The 26,343-nt window shown below is 51.0% G+C and carries 27 protein-coding genes; 16 read left to right on the plus strand and 11 right to left on the minus strand.

Annotated features, from left to right (window positions below; genetic code table 11):
* The first annotated feature begins 109 nt into the window (after nt 1–109).
* The 4 genes from GQS10_RS03515 (at nt 110) to GQS10_RS03530 (ending at nt 3,989) form a co-directional block, all read left to right on the plus strand.
* On the plus strand, nt 110–1,759 hold the full coding sequence (locus GQS10_RS03515) for a copper resistance CopC/CopD family protein (protein WP_166239068.1): 1,650 nt from the start codon (nt 110–112) through the stop codon (nt 1,757–1,759).
* Nucleotides 1,760–1,786: 27 nt separating this feature from the next.
* Nucleotides 1,787–2,404, plus strand: a complete 618-nt coding sequence (locus GQS10_RS03520; RefSeq protein WP_166239069.1) for a YcnI family copper-binding membrane protein — start codon at nt 1,787–1,789, stop codon at nt 2,402–2,404.
* A gap of 240 nt (nt 2,405–2,644) precedes the next feature.
* Nucleotides 2,645–3,214, plus strand: coding sequence for a helix-turn-helix transcriptional regulator (locus GQS10_RS23605; protein ID WP_166239071.1), 570 nt, complete (start codon nt 2,645–2,647; stop codon nt 3,212–3,214).
* Complete coding sequence (locus GQS10_RS03530; RefSeq protein WP_166239073.1) at nt 3,189–3,989, plus strand: alpha/beta fold hydrolase; 801 nt, start codon at nt 3,189–3,191, stop codon at nt 3,987–3,989. Before GQS10_RS23605 ends, GQS10_RS03530 begins: the two co-directional genes overlap by 26 nt.
* A gap of 55 nt (nt 3,990–4,044) precedes the next feature.
* Here GQS10_RS03530 and GQS10_RS03535 read toward each other — a convergent pair whose 3' ends face one another.
* Nucleotides 4,045–4,566: a PCYCGC motif-containing (lipo)protein gene (locus GQS10_RS03535; RefSeq protein ID WP_166239075.1), complete on the minus strand. Its 522-nt coding sequence runs from the start codon at nt 4,564–4,566 to the stop codon at nt 4,045–4,047.
* A gap of 118 nt (nt 4,567–4,684) precedes the next feature.
* On the opposite strand from GQS10_RS03535, the gene GQS10_RS03540 reads away from it, so the two are divergent.
* The 5 genes from GQS10_RS03540 (at nt 4,685) to GQS10_RS03560 (ending at nt 11,028) form a co-directional block, all read left to right on the plus strand.
* Nucleotides 4,685–5,620: a GNAT family N-acetyltransferase gene (locus tag GQS10_RS03540; protein ID WP_166239077.1), complete on the plus strand. Its 936-nt coding sequence runs from the start codon at nt 4,685–4,687 to the stop codon at nt 5,618–5,620.
* A 151-nt stretch (nt 5,621–5,771) separates the two neighbouring features.
* Nucleotides 5,772–6,824 (plus strand): acyltransferase family protein, encoded by a 1,053-nt coding sequence (locus tag GQS10_RS03545; protein WP_166239079.1) that lies wholly within the window; start codon nt 5,772–5,774, stop codon nt 6,822–6,824.
* Nucleotides 6,825–6,917: 93 nt separating this feature from the next.
* The gene (locus GQS10_RS03550; RefSeq protein WP_166239081.1) at nt 6,918–8,030 is read left to right on the plus strand and encodes a DUF3900 domain-containing protein; all 1,113 of its coding nucleotides are present in this window, start codon (nt 6,918–6,920) and stop codon (nt 8,028–8,030) included.
* A 150-nt stretch (nt 8,031–8,180) separates the two neighbouring features.
* On the plus strand, nt 8,181–9,518 hold the full coding sequence (locus tag GQS10_RS03555; protein ID WP_166239083.1) for a hemolysin family protein: 1,338 nt from the start codon (nt 8,181–8,183) through the stop codon (nt 9,516–9,518).
* Nucleotides 9,505–11,028: an FGGY-family carbohydrate kinase gene (locus tag GQS10_RS03560; RefSeq protein WP_166239085.1), complete on the plus strand. Its 1,524-nt coding sequence runs from the start codon at nt 9,505–9,507 to the stop codon at nt 11,026–11,028. The genes GQS10_RS03555 and GQS10_RS03560 overlap by 14 nt, the downstream gene beginning before the upstream one ends.
* 59 nt (nt 11,029–11,087) lie before the next feature.
* On the opposite strand, the gene GQS10_RS03565 is transcribed toward GQS10_RS03560, so the two are convergent.
* The 5 genes from GQS10_RS03565 to GQS10_RS03585 all read right to left on the minus strand — a co-directional run bounded on the left by GQS10_RS03565 (nt 11,088) and on the right by GQS10_RS03585 (nt 15,282).
* A complete protein-coding gene (locus GQS10_RS03565; RefSeq protein WP_166239087.1) occupies nt 11,088–11,729 on the minus strand; it encodes a VC0807 family protein in 642 nt (213 codons plus the stop codon).
* 104 nt (nt 11,730–11,833) lie between these two features.
* Nucleotides 11,834–12,580 carry a phosphonate ABC transporter ATP-binding protein gene (gene phnC, locus GQS10_RS03570; RefSeq protein ID WP_166239089.1) on the minus strand — a complete coding sequence of 249 codons (747 nt, stop codon included), beginning with the start codon at nt 12,578–12,580 and terminating at the stop codon, nt 11,834–11,836.
* Nucleotides 12,581–12,624: 44 nt separating this feature from the next.
* Nucleotides 12,625–13,383, minus strand: a complete 759-nt coding sequence (phnE, locus tag GQS10_RS03575; RefSeq protein WP_166239091.1) for a phosphonate ABC transporter, permease protein PhnE — start codon at nt 13,381–13,383, stop codon at nt 12,625–12,627.
* A 30-nt stretch (nt 13,384–13,413) separates the two neighbouring features.
* A complete protein-coding gene (gene phnD, locus GQS10_RS03580; protein WP_166239526.1) occupies nt 13,414–14,316 on the minus strand; it encodes a phosphate/phosphite/phosphonate ABC transporter substrate-binding protein in 903 nt (300 codons plus the stop codon).
* A gap of 84 nt (nt 14,317–14,400) precedes the next feature.
* The gene (locus GQS10_RS03585; protein ID WP_166239093.1) at nt 14,401–15,282 is read right to left on the minus strand and encodes a selenium metabolism-associated LysR family transcriptional regulator; all 882 of its coding nucleotides are present in this window, start codon (nt 15,280–15,282) and stop codon (nt 14,401–14,403) included.
* A 165-nt stretch (nt 15,283–15,447) separates the two neighbouring features.
* Between GQS10_RS03585 and GQS10_RS03590 the strand changes: the two genes are divergently transcribed.
* Entirely contained in the window at nt 15,448–15,999 is a 552-nt protein-coding gene (locus GQS10_RS03590) for a glutathione peroxidase (RefSeq protein WP_166239094.1), read from the plus strand.
* A 70-nt stretch (nt 16,000–16,069) separates the two neighbouring features.
* Here GQS10_RS03590 and GQS10_RS03595 read toward each other — a convergent pair whose 3' ends face one another.
* Nucleotides 16,070–16,843, minus strand: a complete 774-nt coding sequence (locus GQS10_RS03595) for a CPBP family intramembrane glutamic endopeptidase (RefSeq protein WP_166239096.1) — start codon at nt 16,841–16,843, stop codon at nt 16,070–16,072.
* Nucleotides 16,844–16,970: 127 nt separating this feature from the next.
* A complete protein-coding gene (map, locus tag GQS10_RS03600; RefSeq protein WP_207952117.1) occupies nt 16,971–17,717 on the minus strand; it encodes a type I methionyl aminopeptidase in 747 nt (248 codons plus the stop codon).
* 104 nt (nt 17,718–17,821) lie between these two features.
* Here map and GQS10_RS03605 point away from each other — a divergent pair, with 104 nt between their 5' ends.
* Nucleotides 17,822–18,418: an LPXTG cell wall anchor domain-containing protein gene (locus GQS10_RS03605; RefSeq protein WP_166239100.1), complete on the plus strand. Its 597-nt coding sequence runs from the start codon at nt 17,822–17,824 to the stop codon at nt 18,416–18,418.
* Nucleotides 18,419–18,476: 58 nt separating this feature from the next.
* The gene (locus GQS10_RS03610; protein WP_166239102.1) at nt 18,477–19,148 is read left to right on the plus strand and encodes an NlpC/P60 family protein; all 672 of its coding nucleotides are present in this window, start codon (nt 18,477–18,479) and stop codon (nt 19,146–19,148) included.
* Here GQS10_RS03610 and GQS10_RS03615 read toward each other — a convergent pair.
* From GQS10_RS03615 to GQS10_RS03625, 3 genes are read right to left on the minus strand one after another with little or no spacing between them, the layout of a single operon-like run.
* On the minus strand, nt 19,145–19,948 hold the full coding sequence (locus tag GQS10_RS03615; protein ID WP_166239104.1) for an ABC transporter ATP-binding protein: 804 nt from the start codon (nt 19,946–19,948) through the stop codon (nt 19,145–19,147). The genes GQS10_RS03610 and GQS10_RS03615 overlap by 4 nt on opposite strands.
* 14 nt (nt 19,949–19,962) lie before the next feature.
* Entirely contained in the window at nt 19,963–20,949 is a 987-nt protein-coding gene (locus GQS10_RS03620) for a FecCD family ABC transporter permease (RefSeq protein WP_166239106.1), read from the minus strand.
* Nucleotides 20,946–21,944: a FecCD family ABC transporter permease gene (locus GQS10_RS03625; RefSeq protein WP_166239108.1), complete on the minus strand. Its 999-nt coding sequence runs from the start codon at nt 21,942–21,944 to the stop codon at nt 20,946–20,948. Before GQS10_RS03625 ends, GQS10_RS03620 begins: the two co-directional genes overlap by 4 nt.
* A gap of 305 nt (nt 21,945–22,249) precedes the next feature.
* Between GQS10_RS03625 and GQS10_RS03630 the strand changes: the two genes are divergently transcribed.
* The 4 genes from GQS10_RS03630 to metG all read left to right on the plus strand — a co-directional run bounded on the left by GQS10_RS03630 (nt 22,250) and on the right by metG (nt 26,328).
* Nucleotides 22,250–23,218: an ABC transporter substrate-binding protein gene (locus GQS10_RS03630; protein WP_166239528.1), complete on the plus strand. Its 969-nt coding sequence runs from the start codon at nt 22,250–22,252 to the stop codon at nt 23,216–23,218.
* Nucleotides 23,219–23,317: 99 nt separating this feature from the next.
* Entirely contained in the window at nt 23,318–23,746 is a 429-nt protein-coding gene (locus GQS10_RS03635) for a Fur family transcriptional regulator (protein WP_166239110.1), read from the plus strand.
* Nucleotides 23,746–23,961, plus strand: a complete 216-nt coding sequence (gene yidD / locus GQS10_RS03640; protein WP_207952125.1) for a membrane protein insertion efficiency factor YidD — start codon at nt 23,746–23,748, stop codon at nt 23,959–23,961. Before GQS10_RS03635 ends, yidD begins: the two co-directional genes overlap by 1 nt.
* 354 nt (nt 23,962–24,315) lie before the next feature.
* Nucleotides 24,316–26,328: a methionine--tRNA ligase gene (metG, locus tag GQS10_RS03645; protein ID WP_166239530.1), complete on the plus strand. Its 2,013-nt coding sequence runs from the start codon at nt 24,316–24,318 to the stop codon at nt 26,326–26,328.
* Nucleotides 26,329–26,343 lie beyond the last annotated feature (15 nt).

Consider the following 26,343-nt stretch of genomic DNA (forward strand, 5'->3'; position numbering starts at 1 on the left):
AGGAGCTTTTCCTAGTACAAAAATGTGAACAAATGATTAACGATCATTCCGAATAGCCCGAAAGAGTCATGTCACCTCGGGCCAAATCCTTTATATTGGGACATGGATATTGAAGGAGGAGTTCGTCATTATCAGCTTTGCCAAACGATATGTTTTGTTCTCGTTATCTGTTCTGCTTGCGGCCATACTCCTGTTTCCCGGGCTTGTCCAAGGACATGCGTCCGTGGTGGAGATGTCGCCGGAAGCGAACAGTCAATTAACAGCAAGCCCGCAGCAGGTTTCGGTTACGTTCAACGAGCGGGTAGAAGCAGCATTGTTCGAAATAAGAGTGCTCGGCAGCGGCGGGAAAGAGGTCAGCTCGGGCAAGCCGGCCATCAGCGAGGACCGCAAGCAAATCAGCGTGCAGACGCCGAATTTGCCGGAGGGACATTACACGGTGAGCTTCCGAGTGATTTCCTCCGATGGGCATCCGATTGGCCAGTCGTATTTGTTTACGGTCGGCGAGCCGGGGACGCTGGCTGTTCAGCCGCCAAACGGTCAAAGCGGGCATGACCATCACCAAGCAGGCGGCGGAAATGATCTGCTGCTGTACGTGCTAAGAACGGCTTATTTATTGTCGTTAACCGCCTTAGCCGGCTGGGTGCTGTGGGGCATTATGTTGCGGCGGCGGGCGGATGAGGCTGTTGCTCCGGGTTACATGAAAGGGTCGCTTATTCTCCGGAGGACATTTTTACCGTTAGCTTGCTTTTGCGCCTTGTTTCAGATGCTCGGGCTTGTCGAAGGAATGGATTATACGGAAGCATGGGCGGTGCTGCTGACCTCCGCGGGCATGGCCTGGATTATCATTATTGTGCTTGCAGTGGCTGCCGCGCCTCTGCTTCATAAAAAGGCATGGTCCGATGTGCTCTGGGTTGGACTTGTGCTTGCTGCAGAAAGCGTTAACGGGCATGCGGCGGCTTATGATCCGGCTTGGGTAACGCTGCTTCTCAACGTTGTGCATTTGGCTGCGGCGGCTTTGTGGGTTGGCGGACTGCTTTATCTGCTAACTGAGTGGAGTCATCCGGAACGCAGAATTCATGCCAAGCTGTTTACCCGAACGTTTTCCGGGACGGCGCTGCTTTCGATCGCGGTACTGGCGGTAAGTGGAACGGCAGCCGCGCTGCTGTACATCACGGATTGGCGCCTGCTTGCAGAGGTTCCATGGGGCCGCTGGCTGCTGGCCAAAACAGCAGTTGTCATCATTGTTGTAATAACTGCTGCGCTGCTTCGATTGGGTTTGAAAAAGCGGCAGGGGGAGCTGGCGAAGCCGCTGCTGTGGCTTGATATTGGTCTTATGGCTGCCATTATCGCTATCAGTGCTGTGTTTACGACGATCAGTCCAAGACCTTCCAACGAACCGGTAAATTGGCATGTGATGGGCGAAACGGTGCATATGACTGCGGAGATTTCGCCGGTTATCCCCGGGAAGAACAATCTATTCACCGTCAAGGTGTGGCTTCCGGAGGGTACGGGAGCACCGAAGCAGGTCGTTATGCTGCTTCGCAATGAGCAGAAGCTTGGCACGGCGCCGATTTCCGTCCCGATCGTTTTGGCGGATCAGCCGGCGGCCGGACTGAATTTGTTTCCGGGCTTCTCGTACTATGAATATCGGGCATCCGGTCCGTATCTTCCTTTTTCCGGGGAATGGGAGCTTGAGGTTCGCGTGATGGACCCGAAGGATGACGAGAAGGTATATAAGAGACAGTTTGTATTTTACTAATGGGATAATGAAAGGTTGGTATTTTCAATGAAAAAGATAGCCGTATTCCTCATGCTTTTGCTCAGCTTCACACTATATGCGGGAATTGCAAGCGCCCACGTTGTCGTTTATCCGAGAGAGGCTACGCAAGGCTCCTATGAAAAATTTGCAGTTCGTGTTCCGACGGAGAAGGAAGTCGCAACGACGAAGGTGGAAGTGAAAATTCCGGCCGAAGTAAATGTCAGCCGTTTTGAGCCAAAGCCGGGCTGGAGCTACACCTTTACAAAGGATGCGAACGGTAAGATCGAAAGCGTAGTATGGACGGCCGAGGGACCGGGCTTATCTGCGACCGAGTTCGGAGAGTTTTACATGTCCGGAAAAGTAGCCGCCGATGCGAAAGCGATTGTGTGGAAAGCTTATCAAACGTATGCTGACGGAAGCGTTGTCGAGTGGATCGGTGCAGAGGGCGCCGATAAGCCGGCTTCCGTAACAGCGGTAAAAGCGAAGGCTGCGGGTACGGACAGCCACGGACATGATACGGGCGCAGCGGAAGCGTCTGAGCCTGCTGCGGCAGGAGGCGTAAATCTGCCGTTAATTTTATCGGCGGCAGCTTTGGTGCTTTCCTTGGTTGCATTAATCGCTGCATTAAGCAAGAGGGCGAAATAAGAGATGTTCGAAAGAGGACAAGGTCCAGATTCCTGGATGCTTGTCTTTTTTTTTAACGATAAAGAATGTATAAGTTTTCAGCGGAGTTGAACACATTCTTTATCACAAGAAAACCTACCTATGAGTTGCGGTCGCTCATCCTTGAAGGGGCATCGATAGAGGTTTTCTTATGGAGTGAAATGTTTTGACAAATGGAGAATGCTTCAGTAATATGTATCTAAAAGATATATAGGTGAAAAAGTGAAACGGAAGAACAATACGCTTTATGCGATCCTTGGAATTTTAAACGGCGGCCCGCATTCGGGCTACGATATCCGCAAACGTTTTGGCGGATCGCTCCAATATTTTTGGAGTGAAAGTTACGGACAAATCTATCCCGTGCTGAAGCAGCTTGTGGAGGATGGATTCGCTGAGTTGATGGAAACGGAGGATCCCCGTGGAAAGAAGGTTTACCGGATCACGGCGCAGGGACGCGATTTATTTCAGCAATGGATTAAAGAGCCGGTAAATCCGATTCAATACCGCGATGAACTGCTGCTCAAGCTGTCGCTTGCAGATCGCAAGGATGATTTCTCTATGATTTTATTACTGCGGAAAGAAGCCATCGAGCTGAAAGCAATGGTAGAGGAGCTGCGCAGGCAAAAGGAAGGACTGCAGAGACCGTTTCAAAGAGAAGAGTTTCCGACCTGGCTGCTAACTTTGGATTACGGGATCGCTTCCGCGGAGGCCAGATTGCAATGGTGTGAACAAGCAATAACAAATCTTGAGGGGAGAAGTGACGGCAATGGAGAGAAAGAGCGAGTTTATTGAGTGGGAAGGGGTCAAGCTTCATGTATCCATCCAGGGGGAAGGGGAGACCGTTCTTTTGCTGCATGGAGGATATTCCAACTTAGCGGTATGGGACGAAGTGGCGGAGCTTCTAGCGCAGCAGTACCGGGTGATTCGCTTCGATCAAAGGGGATACGGTCAAAGCTCGCCTCCTGCCGGTCCATTTTCGTACTATGAGGATATCAAAAAACTGTTGGACTGGTATCAAATTACAGAGACCAGCATCATCGGGTCTTCCTTCGGCGGAGCCGCTGCGATCGATTTCACCTTGCAGTTCCCGCAATATGTGAAGAAGCTGATTCTTGTGGCCCCATCCATTCATGGGCTGAAATATCCGTTCCGCATGACATGGGCGGGCATTCTGGATTACTTGCGGGTAAAGCGGTTTGGAATTGAAAAGGCGTCCGAGGTGTTTATGTCGAAGGCATTTTGGAGCTATTTAATTCCTAAGGATGAACAAAAAAGGCAGCTATTTCGCCGCCTTTATATAAGTAATGAAGTATTTTATACGAGCAGCCCTTCTTTGCAAAAGCCTTTACAGCCTTTCGCGCTCCAACGGCTTGCGGAATTGGAAGCCCCTACGTTGGTCATCGAAGCAGATCGCGATCATCCCTTTAATAAACAGGCATGCGACCTCCTTCACCAGAGGGTCAAGGGGGCTGCCAAATTCGTGATTCCAAACAGCGGCCATTACCCTCATTTGGAGCATCCTTCACAGGTGTCTTCTGTGGCGCTGCAATTTTTGCAGTCGACTTGAGCATGAGGAAGGAAGCTCGAAGGTTTTATTCATAGCTTGTCAGCACTGCATTACTCTAGCTGGGCATCGGCGTTGGAGTCGGCTTGACGCCGTTCTGCCCGTACTTTTGGTCGATCGCATCGCGTATTTGCTTGGCCGATTGTCCTTGCTTGGACATTTTGGCGGCGTCGACGGCGATTTGCAGGCAAATGCCGCAGCGCGTGCCGTGATCGTCCCATACGATGGAGCCGTCCGGCTTGCGCTCGTGAATGAAGCATTCTAGGTTGCTCTTATGCCCGGCCGATTCGCCGCAGCCGCAGTAGCAAGGCACATATTCGAGCACATCCGCATACATCGCCGCAACCTCGTACACCGAGCGGATTTCGCTCCGCTGCGTATCGAGGAAAGCGGGAAGCGTCTTGGCGGAGGCGGTCGTTTCGCGAAGATCGCCGTTTGCGGCATGCTCCGTATGGGAATGGGTCTGCTCATGCTGATGAGCGGCCTGCTTCCCTGTGCCCCCGCTTCCTCCGCCCCCACAGGCGCTTACCAAAACGGTGAGTCCTACCATCGCGGACAGTACCGTAAATCTTTTTCTCATCATCTTCCTCCATTTTATAAAAAAGTAGAAAAGTATATAAACGATTTTACTAGTTTTTTTCCCCGAATGCATGTGGTAAAAAAGAAATACGAGTGAACAAAAAAGGGGACGGGTCAAAATGTGGACAATAAAGCCGATGAATGAGTGTACGATCAAACAATCGCTGCAGGCATGGAACGATGGTTTTCAAGGGTATTACGTACCGATGACGATGTCGGAGCGTACGTTTGTAGACCGGCTTGCCAATGAACAAATGGAAGCCCGGTTGTCTTACGTCGCCTTTGATTCGAGTGGAGAGCCGGTTGGGCTAGTACTAAACGGTATTCGCAGCCAGGGCGGGCGGAAAACCGGCTGGGTAGGCGGAATCGGCGTTGCCCCGCAATATCGTGGACAGGGCGTCGGCAGAATGCTGATGAAAACAAGCTTGGAAGCGTACTCGACGGAAGGAGTGGAGCTTGCGACACTGGAGGCGTTCGTGCAAAACGAGGGCGCAATCCGCCTATATGAATCCTTGGGCTATCGGGTGGTTGATACGTTGGATTTTCGCGGATTGGAGGAGGGCGAGCAGGAAAACCTGTTCAACGTTGGAAGCCGCTCAAACGCCCTAACAATTCGGGAAGCGATGCCGCGTGAGATCGGCGCTCTTGATTTTTATCGCGGGACTGCGAATTGGCAGGTGCAGTGGAGCAGCTTACTGCGGGAAGGGCGAGGCTTAATCGCGTCGGGAAACGGTCGGGATATAGGTTATGCGCTGTACCGTGAGCAATGGGATGAAAACGGCTGCAAGCTCGGGGTAACTGTGCTGCAGTGTGCCGTCTCTCCGGACGCCGAAGCTCCCGATGCCGTATACGCGCAGCTGCTCGAGCAAGTAATGGTGCAAAGACAAGCCAGGTGGACGGATGGAGAGCGCCCTTTCAGCCGGACATTTGCCTATGTGCCGAAATCCAATACAGCACTGGGCAAGCTGCTGGATGAAGCCGGCTTTGGCACGAAGCTATCGCTTGTTTATATGGAAAATGCTCTGATGAACTCTCGTTACCCTGATACTATGTGACAATATTCACATACTTACTGCTCCAATTCCGATAAGATAGAGAAAAAGAAAAAATGCAGCATGCTGTCCGTTTATTAATGGAGCATGACCGCATCATTCGATTGGTTTTCCAACGAAGACAGTCGAGTTCGGAAAAAGGAGTAGTGGAGAAATGCATACGATTGACACGAAGGAGCAGGAAACGTTTGTTCATCATTTGAAAATCGCATTGATTTTGTTTGTCGTTACCGCAAACATGATCGAGCCGCTGATCGGCGAGGGAGAGCTTACGCGGGCGCTGTACCAATGGATTTATACCTTCCACATCCCCGCGTTCGCTTTTGCGGCAGGAGCTTGCTCGCGCAGCTTCCGCTGGAACCTGGCGGGCACGATGACTCTGGCTAACGGTGCTTTTCAGTTCATTTTGTTTCAAACGTTATACGTGCTGGCAGATTCGCAGCTGTTTCATGCACCGGGCGCGATTTATTCGCTTGCAGTACCATACGGATTGCTATGGTTTTTAATGAGCCAGTGGTTTTGGAGAGCTATGCTCCCTCTATTTCGCAAGCTTCGTTACCCCGTAGCTGCTGCCATGCTGCTCGGCTTAGCCGTTGGAGCGATTCCTGCGGAAGGCTTTTGGCTGTCGTTCTCGCGCACTTTTATATACTTCCCGTTTTTCTTGTTAGGGGAACGCTTTTTTACTGCCAATTATGTGAAAATAATCACGAGCAAATATCGTAAATGGGCGGCAGGATTTGTCTGGCTTCTCGTGTTCGCAGCCTTCTTGCAGTATGGTCAGCCGCTTCGCCAAGCGTGGCTGTTAGGCAACGCAACATGGACGGAGCTTGGCGTGACATGGATGGAAGGGCTCTCGATTCGCACCGCGCTATATGGACTTCAATTCGCAATGACCTTCGCCTTGCTGGCTCTGCTTCCGAGAACGACGTACCGCTTTAGCGAAGCAGGTGCAAGGACGGTTTATGTGTATCTACTTCACGGGTTTATTGTGAAGCTGCTCGTTGTTATGGGCTGGTGGAACTGGCCGGGGATCAACGAAGGTGTCGCCTTGGCCGCGGCTCTGTTGTTTACCGCATTCCTTACACTGCTACTCATTCACCCGCGTGTGAAAGCCGCGCTCCATTGGTTCGTTGAGCCGGTGCTGCCCCTCGACAAGCCGCTTTCGAAAGCAGGGAAACGCTTGTTTGCGGGACATAACGGACGGTAGACCAAGCATTTAGGATTGACATTACGGCTGTGCCCTCTACAATGGAGAAATGACCTTTCATCCACCTTCATTCTTTTTAGAGGGAGCGTAAGCATGCATTTTTCTATTCAATATTTATCTTTTTATGTTATTCATGCGGATAAAACGTATAAGCATTACCAAACGATGGACGGTGAATCGTACCAGGACAGCGAGCTGAAATCGTTTCTGGACGAGGAATTCGTTCGAATCTGCAAACGCAAGGTAGAAAAGCATCCGAACACGGAGCAGGCTCCAACGAAGATCGGCAGGTTTATTGTCGAGCCGGGCCATGAGCTGTCAAGCAACCCGAATTACAACTTATTTCAACGGCTGCGCACGGCCGCAAGCTTTAACGATTATCAGACATGGAGCCATGACCTGCTGCTCGCTTATGCCGAGACGAGCTCGGTTCGCAGCGGCGCTCTGATCGTTGCTAGGGCGAAAGTGGACAAATGGTTTGATGAGCCTTTTCTGTTTGTTTTAAAGTGCGATTTCGAGCCGAAAATCGCCCGGATTGCCGATGAGAACAGCTTGATTGCTGCCGTTGATATGGCGATCAGCGCCCGCAGCATCAAATCGATTCAGTACCCGCATATGCCTGAAGAAGGTATGCTGGAGGAAAGCGAGCTAAAAATTCATCAGGCGTCTCACGCCCGTTATTTTGAGGATTTCTTGAAGTTTGTAACGTATGAGAAATCCCTTCCGGAAATGATGAACGAGCAAATGGTTACAAGGGTTCAGCAGTATATTGAAGAAAAATGGCAGGACGATCGTTCTGAGGCACGGGAACGGGAAGAGCAGCATTTGGAGCTGTGGGCAGCGAGCGAGAAACGGGATCTGCAGCCAACCTGGACCCATGAACAGGTGCTGGATGCCGCTGTGGCGGTCACAGAGCATAAGCCGGATCTGGAGCTGAAATTTAAGCTGGGCGATGTGTTCGTGAAGGCGAAGCTGAGTGATTATGGCGTTAATGTTCATTTTGCCCAAGTCGATGGGAAATATGTTGTTTTGCTGGAGGGCGATTCTTTTCTGTTTACACAAGGAATTTCTCCCGTAGAGCTGCTGCACCCGGCACATTTGGACGATGTTGTAGATTATTTGAAAGCGAAACGCGAGGAAGAGACACGGCAGATGAACTCCGGCAGCAGCTTGCCGCCTTATGCGATCGACCCTTCGGGCGAATAAACAGGATTATACAGGTTCATATTACAAATAGCCGGGCGGCAGCCCGGTTTTTTCTTGTCGTTTATTCATATTACTGTTTTGTATCATAGGCTTTCCCTTGCTATAATTGGGAAATAGCGCAGCGTTGACTATCGACCGGAAGGAGCTTCTATGACTGCGATAAACCTGCTATTCATTGGACTGCTGCTGATCGCAACCGCTTTTTTCGTGGCCGCTGAATTCGCTTACGTGAAGGTGCGCACTACCCGGATAGACCAGCTTGCTTTGGAAGGAAACAAGAAAGCCATAGCGGTACAGCGAATAACAAGCAATCTAGACGGTTACTTGTCCGCCTGCCAGCTTGGGATTACGATAACAGCACTGGGACTTGGTTGGCTTGGCGAATCAACCATTGAGAAATTGCTGCATCCGTTGTTTGCTTCGTTGGGTCTACCGGAACAGGTGACAGGCACGATATCTCTTGTGTTTGCATTTTCTCTCGTTACTTTTCTTCATGTCGTTCTCGGTGAGCTTGCTCCTAAAAGCGTGGCGATCCAAAAATCAGAGGCGTTGTCCTTGGCGCTTTCCGGCCCGATGGTCGCTTTTTACCGGATTTTGTATCCGATTATTTGGGTGCTTAACGGCTCAGCTGCCGTTTTTATTAAACTGCTTGGGTTTCGACCGGTCAAGGAGCACGAGGAAGCACATTCGGAGGAAGAGCTGCGCATCATTTTGACGGAAAGCTTCGAAAGCGGGGAAATCAATCAAGCGGAGTACGGCTATGTCAGCCGGATTTTCGATTTTGACGAACTGAAAGCAAGGGAGATTATGGTGCCCCGAACGGATATGGTTTGCTTGTATGCGGACCGGCCGATTGAAGAAAATTTGAAAATTATGCGGGACGAGCAGTATACCCGTTTTCCGGTGGCGAATGAAAATAAAGATAATATTATCGGCATGATTCACACGAAGCAGTTTTTCTTTAACTGCACTGACAATAACGAAGTAAATTTTACCTCACTAATTCGCCCGGTGATGTCGGTTTCCGAATCGATGCCGGTGAAGACGTTGCTGAAAGAAATGCAAAGGCAAAACATGCATATCGCAGTGCTGGTCGATGAATACGGCGGCACAGCAGGCATGGTGACCATTGAAGATATCCTCGAGGAAATTGTCGGGGAAATCCGGGATGAATTTGACGAGGAGGAAGTTCCAGAGCTGGAAAAAATCAATGATCAACGGATTATCGTCGATGGTAAAGCGCATTTATCCGAGGTCGTAGATTTTTTCGGCACCGAGCTGCAGCCTGACGATTTTGACAGCATCGGCGGCTGGCTATATGCTCATAATTCTGCGTTAAAGGAAGGCGAGCCTTGGGCTTACGGCGACTTGATATTCGTCGTTAAGAAGAAGGACCGCCACCGTTATCGGAAAATAGATATCGTTCGCAGCCCTTTAGGCGAGGGTGAGGCAGAACGGGAGGAGAGGGAAACAGATGGGACAAGGTAAAGGATTTCTTGCGGTTGACGTAGGCACAACACATTCGAAGGCGGCATTGTTTGGGGAAGACGGTGCACTCGTACATATTGCCATGTGCCACACGGATACCGTCACCTACCGGGATATGGAAGTATACGACCCGGAAGCGCTGTGGAACGGGATTGCCGGATTAATCCGGGAGGTTGTGTCCGTACCGGGGGCGCCGCAGGTTGCGGGCATCGGGATAACGAGCATGGCGGAAAGCGGGCTGCTGGTGGACCGCGACACGGGAAAAGCGTTATCGCCGTTTATTCCGTGGTTTTCTCCGGTTACACAGCCGCAGGCGGAGCATATTGCCGCGCAGGCAGATCCATTTGACCGGTTTGTCGCTTCAGGACTGAAGCCGAGTCCGAAATACGGACTGCCGAAGCTTCTCTGGATTCAGGAGCATGTCCCAGAAGCATTGAATGGCGGCGGTCGTCCGGTTTGGCTGTCGGCATCGGACTATATTGCCTTTCGTTTGACGGGACAGGCCGCAACGGACTATACGCTGGCGGCAAGAACTTATGCTTACCGCATTGACGAGAAGCGCTGGGATGAGGACTGGATCCGTCATTTTGGACTTGACCCGGCAATATTCCCGGAAGCGCAGCGCAGCGGTGAAATCGTTGGACGCGTATTGAGCGACCGCGCAGGTGCGTTTGGGCTGCCTTCAGAGGTGCCGGTTGTCATCGGCGGTCATGACCATGTGTGCTCTGCGCTTGCAGCCGGAGCCGTCACGCCGGAAACGATGATGGATTCGATGGGCACGGCGGAAACACTGGTCGGCATGATGGGGCAGCGCGCGCTTACCCGCGACGATTACGAGAGCGGCTTTTCATTCGGCGCCCATGTCGTACCGGATGCGATGTTCTGGATGGGCAGCATCACGTTCTCCGGCGGCTCGGTGGAATGGCTGCGCGGACAGCTTAACGATAACGGCCTGTCCTACGAGCAGATTCTTAGTCTTCTCGCCGGCTGCAAGCAGGAGCCGACAGGCGTGCTCTTTTACCCGTACTTGTCCGGCAGCGGCGCGCCGAAGCGGGATGCGAAGGCCAAGGCGGCATTTATCGGCTTGCAGGCGGCGCACACGCGGGCTGAGCTGATCAAAGCGGTGCTGGAAGGTACCGCCTATGAGATGGAGTTTATGCGGGAGGCGGCGGCAAAGCTAACCGGCAAGCGGCATGAGCGTGTAACCGTCGTCGGCGGTGGAACGAAAAACCGTTTCTGGCTGGAAATTAAAGCGAGCGTCTCCGATGTGACGCTGCTTGTTCCAAAACAGCATGAAACGGCGCTGCTTGGAGCGGCTATACTTGCTGCGGCCGCATCAGGTGTGTACGGCACGCTGGACGAAGCCCGTACCAGCATGGCCTCTCAGGAAGGGATTACGCAGTATTCGCCGGATGCCAATCTGCATCAGAAGTATCGGACGCTGTACGAGAACGGCTACCTGGCACTGCAGGAGCCGATCCGCGCATTTTCCAAGCTCAAGCTTTACTAAAAACAAGGGTGCAGCCGCTTTGTTCAAGCGGTCTGCACCCTTTTCATTCTAAAAAACAGCTATATATTTTGCAGTGAATTATCGGAAGCGGCATAGATTTCGGACTCTTTAATTTTTTTTCGCAGCAGCAGCCAGCAGCCCACATAAAGCGTACCCAGCGTACCCTCCAGACAGGACAGGATCAGGAATATGCTCGCGTATCCGTCTACCCCATAAAGATCAACCAGATAATGCTTTACGATGCCCAAAACCGCGTAATTGCAGCCAAACAGCACAGTTAATAATTGAAAATGGATCATCCAATGCTTCGAATAGAACTGAATCATTTCTAAGCGGTCTTTTCCGTTGAAGTACGCCAAATCCGCGGCAAAATATAAGGAAATCGGCTTGCGCGCTGCAACGGTTCCGATAATAAAAGCGGATAGGGCAAATTTGTAATATACATTATTCAGAAGCATAGCCTGCGCTGAGCCGGACAACAAATCGACCGTTGAGCTGGCTGCAGTTGTGCCCAGAAGAAACAGGCCTGTCGTATTCCACTGCCGGTTTCGCACAAATCGATACACAGTGTAAAGAAAGCCGGGGACTGCAGAGATGAGCAGAGCCGTATACCGGCTTAGCCACATTTGACCGATACTCCAGACGGCAAATGGAAGAACGAGGTACGCCAACACGTCCAAAACCGCTCGTTTTGTCCGCATGAAGCTGCAGCCACCTTTCCTTACGCAGAGTACATCGCGTGATGTCGTTTCTTACAATGTTACTCTTTGTTTTTGCCGCAGCGTATTAAGTTTATGCGAAGTTTTTACGATTCCCTGTAAATTTCTTTTTCGACCTCGTCTGTCAGCTGCTCCGGAGGACCGTCAAATACGATCCGGCCGCGATTCATCCCAATAATTCGCGTAGCGTACTGCTTGGCGAGCTCAACGTTGTGAAGGTTGACGACCGTCAACCGCTTTTCGCGGCGATGCAATGCGGTGAGCAGCTCCATAATGCCGCGCGCAGTGGCGGGATCCAAGCTGGCAACGGGCTCGTCGCCAAGAATTAGGAGTGGGCGCTGCATCATCATTTTGGCGATCGCTACCCGCTGCTGCTGACCGCCGCTGAGACGATCCACTCTTCTCCGTTCAAATCCGGCTAATCCCACCTGCTCCAAGGCGTGCCCAGCGCGCTCCCGTTCGCTTCCGTCGAACCAGCCGACAGCATTTTTCCATGCGGGCCGCGAGCCGATAAGGCCTGTTAATACATTGGTCAGCACAGAGCAGCGGGGGACGAGGTGAAATTGCTGGAAAACCATGCCGATCCCGGCCCGATATGGGCGCAGCTGCTTTTCCGTTAGGGCGGTTAATTCATGCGTTCCCCAAAACACTTTGCCGCGGGTTGGCCGCACCAGCTGATTCATACAGCGGATCAAGGTAGATTTGCCGGCTCCGCTTGGTCCAAGGATAACGACAAACTGGCCGTCCTGCAGCGTTAACTGCACATCCTGCAGGGCGGGTGGGGCATATCGATCGTCATATTGCACGGTGATATCCTGAAGTACAAGATCCATGAGGGCTACTCCTTCCCGAGGCTATTCCAAATCCATCAAGGCTGTTAGATAACGAGCTTTCTCAGCTTGGCGCTGATCCAATCGACGCTCACAACGAGCGCCATAATAACGAGCACGTCAACGGCTACCTTTTCATATTCGAAAAGCTTGAAATGCAAAAACAGCTGCTGACCTACGCCGCCAGCCCCAATAAAGCCTAATATTAGCGATGCGCGAATGGCAACCTCGAGCCGGTAAAAAAAGTTAGAAAGAATGTGCGGAATCATGGCTGGGAAAACGGCATACATCGCAATGAATGGTCGCGAAGCTCCAGTTGAACGAAGAGCCTCCTGTGGACCCGGGTCGGACGCCTCGGCTAGCTCAGAGAGCAGCTTGCCGAGCACACCGATGTTATGAAGCATAATGGCAAGGATCGCAGGGAAAGGGCCAAGTCCGACAACGGTCACAAAGATAAGTCCGAATACGATTTCCGGTACCGCGCGTAAGAAGGATAAGGCCCAGCGTACGATGCCGACAAGCCATGCAGGCGCCAAATTGCGTGCAGCCATAAAGGATAGGGGCAAAGACACGCAGAGCGCTGTAAAAGACCCTAGGAAGGCAATTTCGAGAGTCACCAAAGTGGTACGCAGCGTTTCAGGAGCACTGCTCCAATCCGGAGGAAGCCAGCTGTCGCGGATAAAGCGAAACATATTGGAAATGCGAGTGAGTTTGCTTATATCAAGCTCCGTATCGACAGAGCTAATAATGAAAACCGCCGCAATCAATGCGGCGGTGAGCAGAGTTCTTTTGGTTAACCACAGCATAGGACGAACTCCTCCAGACGAATCGTCACTTTACTTCAGCTTGCCTTCTTTTTCCGCAGCCAGGCGAATCGGCTCATAGTCGGCGTTGCTTGCTGCCGCGAAGCCGCTGATGGCAAAGCCTTTTAGAATCGTTTCGTCCGTTATTCCAACGAACGCTTCTTGAAGCTTTTTCACTAATTCTGGGTCCGTTCCTTTTTTCACTGCCCATGGATATTGGAACAGCTTGTCGGACTGCCATAACACCTTGATCTGGGAGCCGTCCACCTTCTTTTGCTCGACAAGGCCCTCGTAAATAGCGCTGTCGATTGCGCCAGCATCCACTTGCTTATTTTGCACGGCAAGAGCGGTAACGTCGTGAGATCCGGTAAATTTGAGATTAGCGAAGCTGTGTTTTTCCGCGGTTTCATAAACCCCGCGATTTTTGAGCTCGATTCCTGGAACCAACGAGCCGGAGGTTGAGTTTGGATCGCCGAATGCAAAGGATAGCTTGGAAGACTCTTTAAGGAGCTCGTCCAACGAGTTCCATGGGCTGTCCTTGTGGGCGATAATATACGAGTGATAATAAGGCTTGCCTTTGACCAGCTGCGTAATAATCGCTTCGGCCCCGCTCTTATGGTGAGCGATGACATAAGTCAGAGGTCCGAAGAATGCCATGTCGACGTGTCCGAAATTCATTGCCTCAACAACACCGTTATAATCAGGATACTCTTTAACCGAAACCGGCATAGCGAGCTTTTCCTGCAGCAATGTCTGAAGCTTGTCCATCGCTTCTTTCATTTGACCCTGAGTTTGAGCAGGGATCACAGCGATTTCAAAAGGCTCAGCCTTTGGTTTATCCGAATCGGAGGTTTGCGTTTGCTCCTTCGTACCACATGCGCTTAACGCTAACAATACAAGACAGGCGGCAATGGTGACTGACAAATACTTTTTGATTTGATGCATGGTTCGTCTCCTTATGATGGTATTTCATGAGCATCATGAAAATAATTCATCAATAAATGTAGCAGAGGCAAACGGTTATGTAAAGCTGTTTCGCAGACGATCGGCTTCCTTAAAAAACAGCTTGATCGCCGGGTCGTGAGCTCTGTTGCGTAAGCATACCGCATAAAATTTCCGGTTAGTCGGCAGCTCATATAAAACCGTAACGGAACGAAGCGCTTCGCTCGACAACGATAAGGCCGATACGGCGGCAAGTCCGAGTCCGGCACGGGCCATAGCTAAGGCGGCCTCACTGCTGCTGACTCTTGCTACAACGTTTGCCTTTGAGAGGGAAAGCTTCTCCGTAGAAAGAGCCTGCTCAAGCGCAGCAAGGGTACCGGAGCCTTGTTCGCGGATAATAAGCGGACTTTCCACAATTTGTGGCAGCGTTGTGATGTTGCGAAAGCTTTCATTACCGATTACAAGCAGCTTGTCTTCTATGAGAGGAAGGAATGAAAACCGATCCTCGTTGGGAGCCATCCCCACAATGATCGCGTCGAGCTCTTGCTGCTCTAGCTGCTCCAGCATCTCTCCTGAGCTCCCGGTTGCCACGGTAAACTCAAGTGCGCTTTGAGCGCTGCGCAGACGCTGCAGAAGCTCGGGAAGAAGCGACGTCGAAGGGACCGTGGAAGCACCGATGCGGAGCAGACCACCGCTGCCGGCGGCAAGTCTGCCGCATTCCAGCATAAGCTGCTCCCAATCGCGCAGCAGCTTATGAGCTTTGCTGTATACGATCCGGCCCGCTGGGGTTAATTCGACGGAAGCGGTCGTGCGGTGCAAAAGGGTGACGCCAAGGTCTTCTTCAAGGGAACGAATTTGCTTGGACATACCGGACTGAGTTAGGCCCACGGCTTGGGCAGCGTCGGAGAAGCTCCTCAGCTCAACGACCTTCACGAACGCCTCCAATTTTTTTGCATTCATAATGCGGTTCACCTACATTTTTAGCATATATGTACTACTCTACAGGGTGAGAACCCATTTGGCTACTTATCCGACTAACATAATTAACAGGAATTGTTTTGACATCGAGCATTGTTCGTAATACCATAAAAAAGCAGACAAATTTCGACAACATGAGGTGTTCTTATGAGTATTTACAATTTTAGTGCGGTTCGAATGAATGGACAGCCCGTTAGCCTCAAGGAATACGAGGGTAAAGTGGTTTTGATTTTTAATGGAGCAAGTCAATGTGGTTTTACATATCAGTATAAGGATCTACAAGCATTGCATGACGAATACAAAGAGCAAGGCCTTGTTCTTCTCGGTTTTCCATGCAATCAATTTGATAATCAAGAGCCGGGAGAAAATGATAAAATTGAAGCCTTTTGTACGATGAACTATGGAGTCACCTTTCCGATGTTTCAAAAGATTCGGGTAAGGGACGAGGAAGCGCATCCGTTATTTGAATATCTAGCCTCGAAGCTGCCATTCGAAGGCTTTAATGAAGAGCATTTTGTAGCTAAAATTTTGCTTCAGTTGCTGCATGAAAAACATCCGCATTATTTACATGGGGATTCTATTAAATGGAACTTTACAAAGTTTTTGATCGATAAAAACGGAAACCCTGTTAAGCGCTTTGAATCCACTTCGGAAGCTAACGAGATGCGTTCCGATATAGAGCGGTTGCTGCAGTCTTAAACCAAAGATGAAAAAAAGCCTATGCCTTCCAAGCGGAAGTGCATAGGCTTTTTTTCATGAAAATCAAGGATCAGCTAACGCTCGTTTCACCCGGTCCGCCTGCGCGATTGACCCAAAAAAGCCGGTGTACGACAATAACTACAATGGAGAGAATAGACGTGATCTGCAGGAAGGTGATAAAGGCTTTACCAAAGCCTTCAATTTGACCGGCAAGAAAAAAAGCGTCCCATAAAAAATGGGTTATGATCAGCGGAAACAAGCTTTTGTATTTAATGAAGAAATAATAAGTTGGGATCGCACCCAATGCGATTGGTAGAACAGCGGCTGCCGCATATTCGAAGCTGTGTATCGCTCCGAATATGAAGGATGCTCCAAGGACGGCCAGAGAGGCCCTTGAAACCGGCGAGAGCCGGCGGAACGTCCAGTATAAGCCTAAAAAAATGAGCACTTTAAAAAACTCTTCAGAAATTGCGACAAAAGGAACGATCGTGATCTGCTGGAGAAAAATATCAACGGAATGGTACTCGTACAAGACGCCCTGCGGATCGGAATTACCCGCCAAGCTCATGGCCAAGAGAACGACGCTGCCAAGCACACCTTTGGTTAACAATAAGTAAAATGCAGCCTTGGCGGTTTGAGACCAGGAACGCTTTACCGGCTTGCAGTAACGAATAATGTCTTTCCGCCCTAAAGCAAGTCCGAAGAGAAGAAGCAGACCATAATAATACCATCCATTAATGAAAGCGTTTTCCGAAAAGGGGATGTGTAACAAAATAATGAGAATTGGAAGCATCAATAAATATTTATATGGTTTTGCTTCACATATGGAAAAGTTGAGCTTCATCATAGGTACCTCCTGCAGCATTTACATTTGATTCACAATATTCGACAATGCCAATCCACATGACGGCTACTGCGGAATCGTAATCAAATTGTAATATTGCTGCAGGAGAGAACCTGATCAGAGAAGGCTAATGCTGGAGTGTCAAAATCAGCGGCCCTTCATTTGTAATTGCGATCGTATGTTCATACTGAGCGGACAAGCTTCCGTCCAACGTACGCGCGGTCCATCCGTCGGGATCAAAGTGCACATAGGGCTGCCCTATATTCAGCATCGGTTCGATTGTAATGACCATTCCTTCCTTTAACAAGGGGCCTTTTCCAGGCTGACCATAGTGAGGGATTTTCGGCTCCTCATGAATGGTTTTCCCAATCCCGTGGCCCACAAATTCTTTCACGACGGAATAGCCCTTCTGTTCCGCATATCGCTGGATGGCGTGCGAAATATCCCCGACCCGATTGCCGGGAACAGCTTGACGGATACCGACATAAAGGGCTTCTTCTGTTGTCTCCAAAAGCGCCGAAGCTTCCTTGGAAACGGTACCTACTCGATAGGACCAGGCGGAATCCGCTAAAAACCCGTTCAAATTCACAACAAAATCAATGGTTACGATATCGCCATTTTTTAGCGGGGTTTCGTTTGGGAACCCATGGCAAATCACATCATTTACCGAGGCACAAGTCGCAAAGGGGAAACCTTTATATCCTTTTTGTTCCGGCTTTGCCCCGTGTCCATAAAGGTGATTTTCTACAAAACGATCAATCTCGATCGTTGAGATTCCGGGCTGAATGATGCTGGACAGCTGCTGATGGCACTGTGCCAGAAGCTTTCCGGATTCATGCATTCCTTTGATCTGTGCGGTTATTTTGCGGGTCATGACATTCATCCTTTCGTATTGACAGGTCTTAACATCATAATATCGGGCTTGCCGAGAAAACATAATGTCGAAACAACAAAACTTTACGACAAAGGAGAATCGCCGTGAAAAAAGTGAGTACATTGATGTTGTCCTGCGTGTTTGCACTGGGTCTTACTGTTTCTTCGGCGCACGCAGCCGGCACTGGAGTTGGCACAACAGGGACGAACGGTACGATGACAGGCACAGCCAACGGTACAGCGGCAGGAACAATGGGTACAGGCACAACGGGCACAACAGGGATGGGCGGCACGACAACTGGTACAAATGCAACAGGTGCTGGAACAACAACAAACAACATGACGAACAATGCAGGCTACACAACTCCATTTGGAGGAACTGCAGTAGATACTGACGACATTGGCGGATATGGCCGTGACACAAACTTTGCTACAGGTTACGAAACAAACAATAACAACAATGGTTTTGGCATTTTTGGTAATGATGATAACAACAATACGCTGTTTGATGGAAATGATGACGACGATACGTTTGGCACAAATGATGCATATGGACCAAATTACGGGACAAACAACTATGCGGCAACTGCCGAAACAGGAGCAAATGATGCTGACTGGAGCTGGTTAGGTATGCTTGGTCTTCTAGGTTTAGCAGGTCTGTTTGGCCGTAACCGTAACGAATCCCAGAACAACTACAAATAATGCTTAACCCCGCCTTTCTCGGCGGGTACATAACATTGTACAGAGGTTGGTTTCAAAAGTGATTACAAACATTAGAAAACATGTCGCCATATTTTTGATTATTATCGTTATTTGGTCAGCGAATATGCCGTCGGCAGCAGCGAAGCCTGAAGAAATGGAAACAAATTCTCCTATCGGGGTACGTAGAACGAATCAGGAGGAACCGACAATGGCAGAGCTGTCTACACTCGGTTATACCGGCGAAAGCAAGTCAAGCTACGCTTCTCTTAAAGATCGTGTGCAGCAATTTCAACTGGATTACGGCCTTCCGCCAACGGGACTGGCCGATCGCATTACACGTGATTACATTAACCGGGCACTCCTGAAAAGGCGGATTGTTTTCGATGCCATGCATTATTTGCGGGTGCCCTATGTTTGGGGTGGCCAGAGCCCGAGCGGCTTCGATTGCTCCGGCTTCGTTTATTATATGCTGAAAAAGCACAATATCCCGGTAAATCGGACCACTTCGCAAATCATGTTTACGTGGGGAGAACCGGTTGAGCGGAGTAAGCTTCAAGAAGGTGATCTCGTGTTCTTCCGGACGACCAAACAAAAACCGGTGTCTCACGTCGGGATTTACCTCGGTGATCACCGGTTTATCTCGGCCACAGCCTCCGAAGGCATAGCCATCGATTCACTGAAAAGCTCATATTGGGGGCAGCGGTATGTCGGAGCGCGGAGAGTATACTAACTTAACGGCCGGAAGCAGCGGCCGCGGCAGGAAGGCACACACATCGGTGTGTTGGAGAGCGGGTCGTTTACAATGGTGCATTCCAGGTCAAACACTTCACGCAGCAGCTCCGAAGTTATAATGTCCTCTGGTTTGCCCTGTGCGACTACGGTTTTGTTTTTAACGGCGACAATATGATGCGCGTATCGGCAAGCCAAGTTGATGTCGTGGAGCACCATAACTATCGTACGCTGCTGCTGCTCGTTCAGATCGTACAGTAAATCAAGCACATCGATTTGATGGGACAAGTCAAGATATGTCGTTGGCTCGTCAAGAAGAACGATCGGGCAATTTTGGGCAAGCGTCATCGCAATCCATGCGCGCTGCCGTTGACCGCCGGATAAGGAATCGACCGGGCGATCCGCAAATTGTGTTAAGCGGGTCGCCTGAAGTGCGTTTTGGACATGCTGCTCGTCTTCCTTCGTCCATATATGAAACATATTTTGATGTGGATAACGTCCCTGCTTGACAAGTGAATATACCGTTAAGCCTTCAGGAGCCGTTGGTGTTTGCGGAAGGATGGCCAATTGTTTGGCGATTTGCTTTGTCGGCAGGTCTCGGATATCCTTGCCGTTCAGCAGAACGCTCCCGCTTATCGGCTTAAGCAGCCGCGCCATGGAGCGCAGCAGGGTAGATTTCCCCGAGCCGTTGCTTCCAATGAATACAGTGATTTGTCCGGTTGGGATGCGTAAATCCAAGTTGTCGATAATCAGCTGCTCACCATATCCGAGTGTAAGCTGTTTGGCTTCTAAGGCTGTCATTTCACCGATACCTCCTATTGGCGTCGTAATAGATAAATAAAAAACGGAGCGCCGACAGCGGCAGTAAAGATGCCGACCGGCAAGTCAAGCGGCGAAAAGGCGGACCGGGCAATGAAGTCGCCCAGCATAACAATGCAGGCGCCAGCCAATGCGGATGCCGGGAGCAGCACGCCGAAGCTTGGCCCAACGAGCTTTCGCGCAATATGCGGGGCAAGCAGGGCTACGAAGCCGACTGCACCGGCAACGGCGACTGCGCTTCCGGCAAGGCCGGCGCTGATTGCAAGCAGCGCGGTACGGCTGTTGGATACCGGTGTACCTGCTCCGGTTGCGACATCGTCTCCTAATTGCAGCAAATTCATGCGCGCGCCGTACAGCAGCGCGAGCAGGAAGAGCAGCAGCGTCCAAGGAAGAATCGTCAGCACCGTGGTCCAGCTGGAGCCGTAGACGCTGCCAGTGAGCCAGATGAACGCTTTTGCAGTTAATTGGGTGGGGCTGCTAACGATAAATAATGTGGTAAAGGCCGTAGTAACGGCATTAATGCCTACGCCGACAAGGACGAGCCGCATTGAGCTGATACCTTTTTTGTAAGCTAGGAAATAAATGAGCCCTGTAACCAAAATTGCACCTGCGAATGCAGCAGGGGGAAGCCATACGATGCTTGCCTGCTGAAATAAGTTAATAAATATAACGGCCGCTACGGAAGCGCCGCCCGTTACCCCGATAATGTCGGGAGAGGCTAGCGGATTGCGGACAATGCCTTGCAGAATGGCTCCGGAAAGCGCAAGTGCTGCGCCGACGAGTGCCGCAGTGGCAATTCTCGGCAGGCGGAACTTCAAAATAATAAGCGAATCCGCTTTATTGCCGCCGCCAAATAAGACCTTCAACACGTCCATTGGCGGAATCATTTTGGTGCCGATTGCGGCACTTAGCACTAATAGAAGAAATGCGGCGATCATCAAGCCTACGATCGCTTTTAAGGCCTTGCGATGCTCGTATCTCATTTCCAAACTCCCTTCCTAGCCGTGTAAATAAAGAAGGGAGCTCCGATAATTGCAGTCATAACGCTGATCGGCATTTCTTTCGGGAAGGCGATAAATCTCGAAGCGGTGTCCGCCGCTACAAGAATGATCGCGCCGACAAATGCGCTGTACGGAACAGCCCAGCGCAAATCGGTTCCGGCAAAATATTTGGCAATATGCGGAACGATAAGTCCGATAAAAGCGATCGGTCCTGCAGCGGCCACCGATCCACCGGCCAGCAGCACGACGATCAGCCCGGCGACGGCTTTGATGAGAACGGTGCGCTGCCCAAGCCCTTTTGCGACATCTTCCCCTAAGGAAAGCACGTTTAGGGCCGGTGCGTAGAAAAGCGAGAGGAGCAGCGCTGCGGACATATAAGGCAGAACTGCGATAAGAATATCGAGCTTTCGGCCGGCAATGGAGCCTGCAATCCAAAATAAAATTTCATCATTAGCCCGCTCGTCCAGCGTAAGAATACCGTGTGTGAGAGATGTAGCAAAGGCCGAAAACGCCGCTCCGGCAAGAGTAAGCGTCATCGGGGTGAGCCCGCTTCGTCCTACCGATCCAAGAGTGTACACGGCGATGCTGCTAAGCGCGGCTCCGGCAAAGGCAATCCAAATAAACTGCGATACCGAGCCTACGCCGAAAAATACGAACGCGACGACAATAAACAATGCGGCGCCGGAATTGACGCCAAGAATTCCCGCATCGGCGAGAGGATTACGTGTCAGCGTTTGCATATAGACGCCGGAAACGCCGAGGCATGCTCCGACAAAAGAGGCGATGATGGCCCGCGGAACCCGTACCTCTTGAATAACGATATGTGAATTGGACCCGTTAAATTGGGTGAACGCCCCGAATACTTCCTCAAGGCTGGTTTGATACACTCCGAATAACACGCTGCAAACCATAAATCCGGCAAGAATGAGTACCGCCGCGCCCATTCCCCAGACTTTACTTGATGCTTTTGCCAACATGAATTTTCCACGCTTTCCCTGCTGTGATGTGCGATTCTGTATTTCTCCTCAAATCCGTAGAGTAGTACATTCAGTAATGTAAGACTAGTGTAAAAAAATAGACGTAGCAAGTCAATGAAGTTGATATTCATTCTCAGCTTTAACGGGGATGTTTTGACTTCTTTTTGCGATTGTAAATAGTAGTTGACTTCAAGCTACAGGGCGTGTATCATTCGATTTGCGGGAATGAGAATCATTATCAAAATCACAAAAAAGGGGAGTTTTACAGGATGACATTCAGCACACCATTTACCCGTAAGAACGTTATGGCTCTCGTAGCGATGCTGCTCATCGTAGCGATGACGGCGGTCGGCTGCGGAGGAAAGACCACTCCGGTTGAACAATCACAAGGTACGGAGGCGCCTAAAGCAGAGGCACCGAAGGATACCTCTTACACGGTTAAGCATGCGATGGGAGAAACGAAGATTCCGGCAGCACCGAAGCGCGTAGTTATTTTAACAAACGAAGGTACGGAAGCGCTTCTCGCGCTTGGAATCACGCCGGTCGGCGCAGTAAAGTCGTGGGTAGGCGACCCTTGGTACCCGCATATTAAAGAAAAAATGAACGGTGTAGTCGAGCTGGGCACGGAATCGCAGCCGAACATCGAGGCGATCGCAGGACTTAACCCTGATTTGATTATCGGCAACAAGCTGCGTCAGGAAAAGGTGTATGAGCAGTTGAGTGCGATTGCTCCAACTGTCTTCTCGGAAACGCTGCGCGGCGAATGGAAGAGCAACTTCAAGCTTTATGCGGAAGCGATTAACAAGAAAGAGGACGGCGACAAAATCGTTGCTGATTTTGACAAGCGCATTGAGGAATTTAAAGCTGCGGCAGGCGACAAACTGAAGCAGAAAGTTTCGGTTGTTCGCTTTATGGCTGGTCAATCCCGCATTTATTATAAGCAAACCTTCTCTGGTGTGATTTTCGAGCAAATCGGCATTGCCCGTCCGGACTCGCAAAATAAAGATGAATTTGCCGCAACCAACGTATCGAAAGAGCGCATCCCGGAAATGGACGGCGACATTTTGTTCTACTTCACTTATGAAACCGGCGACGGCAAAGCGAACCAGGTAGAGCAGGATTGGATCAATGATCCGCTTTGGAACAACCTGAACGTAGTGAAAGCAGGCAATGTGCACAAGGTAAGTGACACCATCTGGAACACCGCAGGCGGCGTATTGGCGGCAAACCTGCTGCTTGACGATCTGCAAAAGTTTTATGGTATTTCGAAGTAAGCAATTGTAGCGTAAACGACTCCGTTCGTTGACTCTGACTCTTATTTATTGCATTATAGATGAAAACGAGCAGCAAAAAAGCGGACGGAGGAGTTACGAATGACCGCCGATGAAATTTTACAAAAGATGGCGAAAGAGGGCCTGCGAATTACAGAGCAGCGGAAAACACTAGCTTCCTTATTTTCTGATGCCGAGGGCTACTTAACGCCGAAGGACGTATACGAATTCATGGGCAAGCGGTACTCCGGTCTGAGCTTTGACACGGTGTACCGCAATTTGCGTTTATTGCACGATATGAACATTTTGGAGCAATTCGTGATGGAGGACGGCGTCAAGTTTCGCGTCCACTGCAGCGAGCATTCCCACCATCACCATTTAATTTGTCTGGGATGTGAACGGACGCTGCCCGTTGCTTTCTGCCCGATGGAAACGGGCTGCGAGGTGCCGGATGATTTTCAAGTGGTGCGGCATAAATTCGAGGTGTACGGCTATTGCGGGGAATGCCGCAGCGGTGCACAGCAGCCGTGATGCGGAAGCTGCTGCAGGCGCCGATTCGGGTGTACCGCAAATGGATTTCACCCTTAAAGCCGCCAACCTGCCGGTTTTATCCAAGCTGCTCGATTTATGCGCTGGAGGCCATTGAACGCCACGGTCCGGCCAAGGGCAGCTGGCTTACCGTGAAGCGAATTTGCAAATGCCATCCGTTTCACCCGGGTGGCGTGGATCATGTGCCTCCTGCTTGACAAGGGGCGGCTGTTTTTCGTATGATTTAATACAAATTGAACCATTTCTTTCCTGTGAACGGATGAGTAGAAATGAACCGACCATACCAGAGAGCCGGGGGGCTGGAAACCGGCATGGAAACGGAATTTCGAAGATGGTCCGGGAGGTACCGGTTTCGAGCGGCTTCGGAATAGCGAGCCATAAGATTCCGGCGCTAGGCCGCGTTAACGGCCGGTCGCAAGACCATAAGCTTCGCGTGCCATGCTTTAAGCCGGTACGGGGAGAAAATTGGGTGGTACCACGTGAGCATACTCTCGTCCCATACGGGCGGGGGTTTTTTTGTGTTTTCAACAATCCATAAGGAGTTGATCGTTTTGACGACGGAACGCAAGTCATTTTACATTACGACACCAATTTATTATCCGAGCGACAAGCTGCATATCGGGCACGCGTATACGACGGTGGCTGGAGATGCTATGGCACGTTATAAGCGGCTTCGCGGCTTCGACGTTCGTTACTTGACAGGAACGGACGAGCACGGCCAAAAAATTGAGCGTAAAGCGAAGGAGAAGGGCGTAACCCCGCAGCAATTCGTTGACGACATTGTGTCGGGTATTCAGCAGCTTTGGAGCAAGCTGGAAATCTCATACGACGATTTTATACGTACTACGGAAGACCGCCACAAGCGCGTTGTAGAGAAGATTTTTAAGCAGCTGCTGGAGCAGGACGACATTTATTTAGGTACCTATGAGGGCTGGTATTGCACGCCTTGCGAATCGTTTTTCTTGGAGCGCCAGCTCGTATCGGGCAATTGCCCTGACTGCAGCCGCGGCGTTGAAAAGGTAAAGGAAGAATGTTATTTCTTCCGTATGAGCAAGTACGCCGACCGCCTGCTGAAGTACTATGAGGAGCATCCGGACTTTATCCAGCCTGAATCCCGCAAGAACGAGATGATTAACAACTTCATCAAGCCGGGCTTGGAGGACTTGGCGGTATCCCGTACGACCTTCGACTGGGGCGTAAAGGTTCCGGGTAACGAAAAGCATGTCATTTACGTTTGGATCGACGCGCTGTCCAACTATATTACGGCGCTTGGATACGGTACGGAGGACGACACCCTCTACCGGAGTTACTGGCCGGCTGACGTGCATTTGGTAGGGAAAGAGATCGTTCGTTTCCATACGATTTACTGGCCGATTATGCTGATGGCCCTTGGGCTTCCGCTGCCGAAGAAGGTGTTCGGGCACGGCTGGCTGCTCATGAAGGACGGCAAAATGTCTAAATCGAAGGGCAATGTTGTCGACCCGGTTGTCTTGATTGAACGTTACGGCCTTGATGCGCTTCGTTATTATTTGCTTCGCGAGGTGCCGTTCGGCTCGGACGGTACATTTACACCGGAAAGCTTTGTGGAGCGGGTTAACTTCGACCTTGCAAACGATCTCGGGAACCTGCTGAACCGTACTGTGGTCATGATCGATAAGTACTTCAACGGCGTCATTCCATCCCGCAGCGAAGGCTCTACGCCGTTTGATGCGCCGATGCGCGAAGCGATCGCCTCGGCTGTGGCCAAGGTAGAGGAAGCGATGGACGAAATGGAGTTTTCGGTTGCGCTGTCGGCGATTTGGAATATGATCAGCCGCACGAACAAATATATTGACGAAACACAGCCGTGGTCGCTGGTGAAAGACGAGGCGAAGCGCGGAGACCTTGGGTCGGTGATGTACCATTTGGCGGAGTCGCTTCGTATCACGTCCATCCTGCTGCAGCCGTTCATGACCCGCACGCCCAAAGCGATTCAGCGTCAGCTGGGCCTGGCGGATGCCGCTGAAGCTGTGTTTGCTTGGGACAGCGCTCGGACATTCGGCATGCTGCCGGAGGGAGTTCGCGTAGAAAAGGCGGAGCCGATGTTCCCGCGTCTCGAGGTGGAGGCGGAAGTTGCCTTTATCACCGAGTCGATGGGTGGAGTAGCAGCGCCTGCCGAGGCCGATCAAGCCCCAGCGGCGGCAGAGGCTGTTTCCGGCGGCAAGAAAGCGGAGACTGCGCCTTCGGGTGAGCAGGGCGCGAATCTAATCGGCATCGACGATTTTGCGAAAGTAGAGCTGCGCGTCGCGCAGGTCATCGCCGCAGAGCCTGTGCCGAAGGCCGACAAGCTGCTTCAGCTCAAGCTGGATCTCGGCTTTGAGCAGCGGCAGGTTGTTTCCGGCATCGCCAAGCATTACAAGCCGGAGGAACTGGTCGGCAAAAAGGTCATCTGCGTCACGAACCTGAAGCCGGTCACGCTGCGCGGCGTGCTGTCGCAGGGCATGATCTTGGCCGCCTCCCAGGGGGATCAGCTGACGCTTGCTACCGTACCGGAGTCCATGCCGAACGGGGCTATCGTAAAATAAGTAAGAATTAGCCTG

Source organism: Paenibacillus turpanensis, from assembly GCF_011421635.1.
GTDB lineage: Bacteria > Bacillota > Bacilli > Paenibacillales > YIM-B00363 > Paenibacillus_AK > Paenibacillus_AK turpanensis.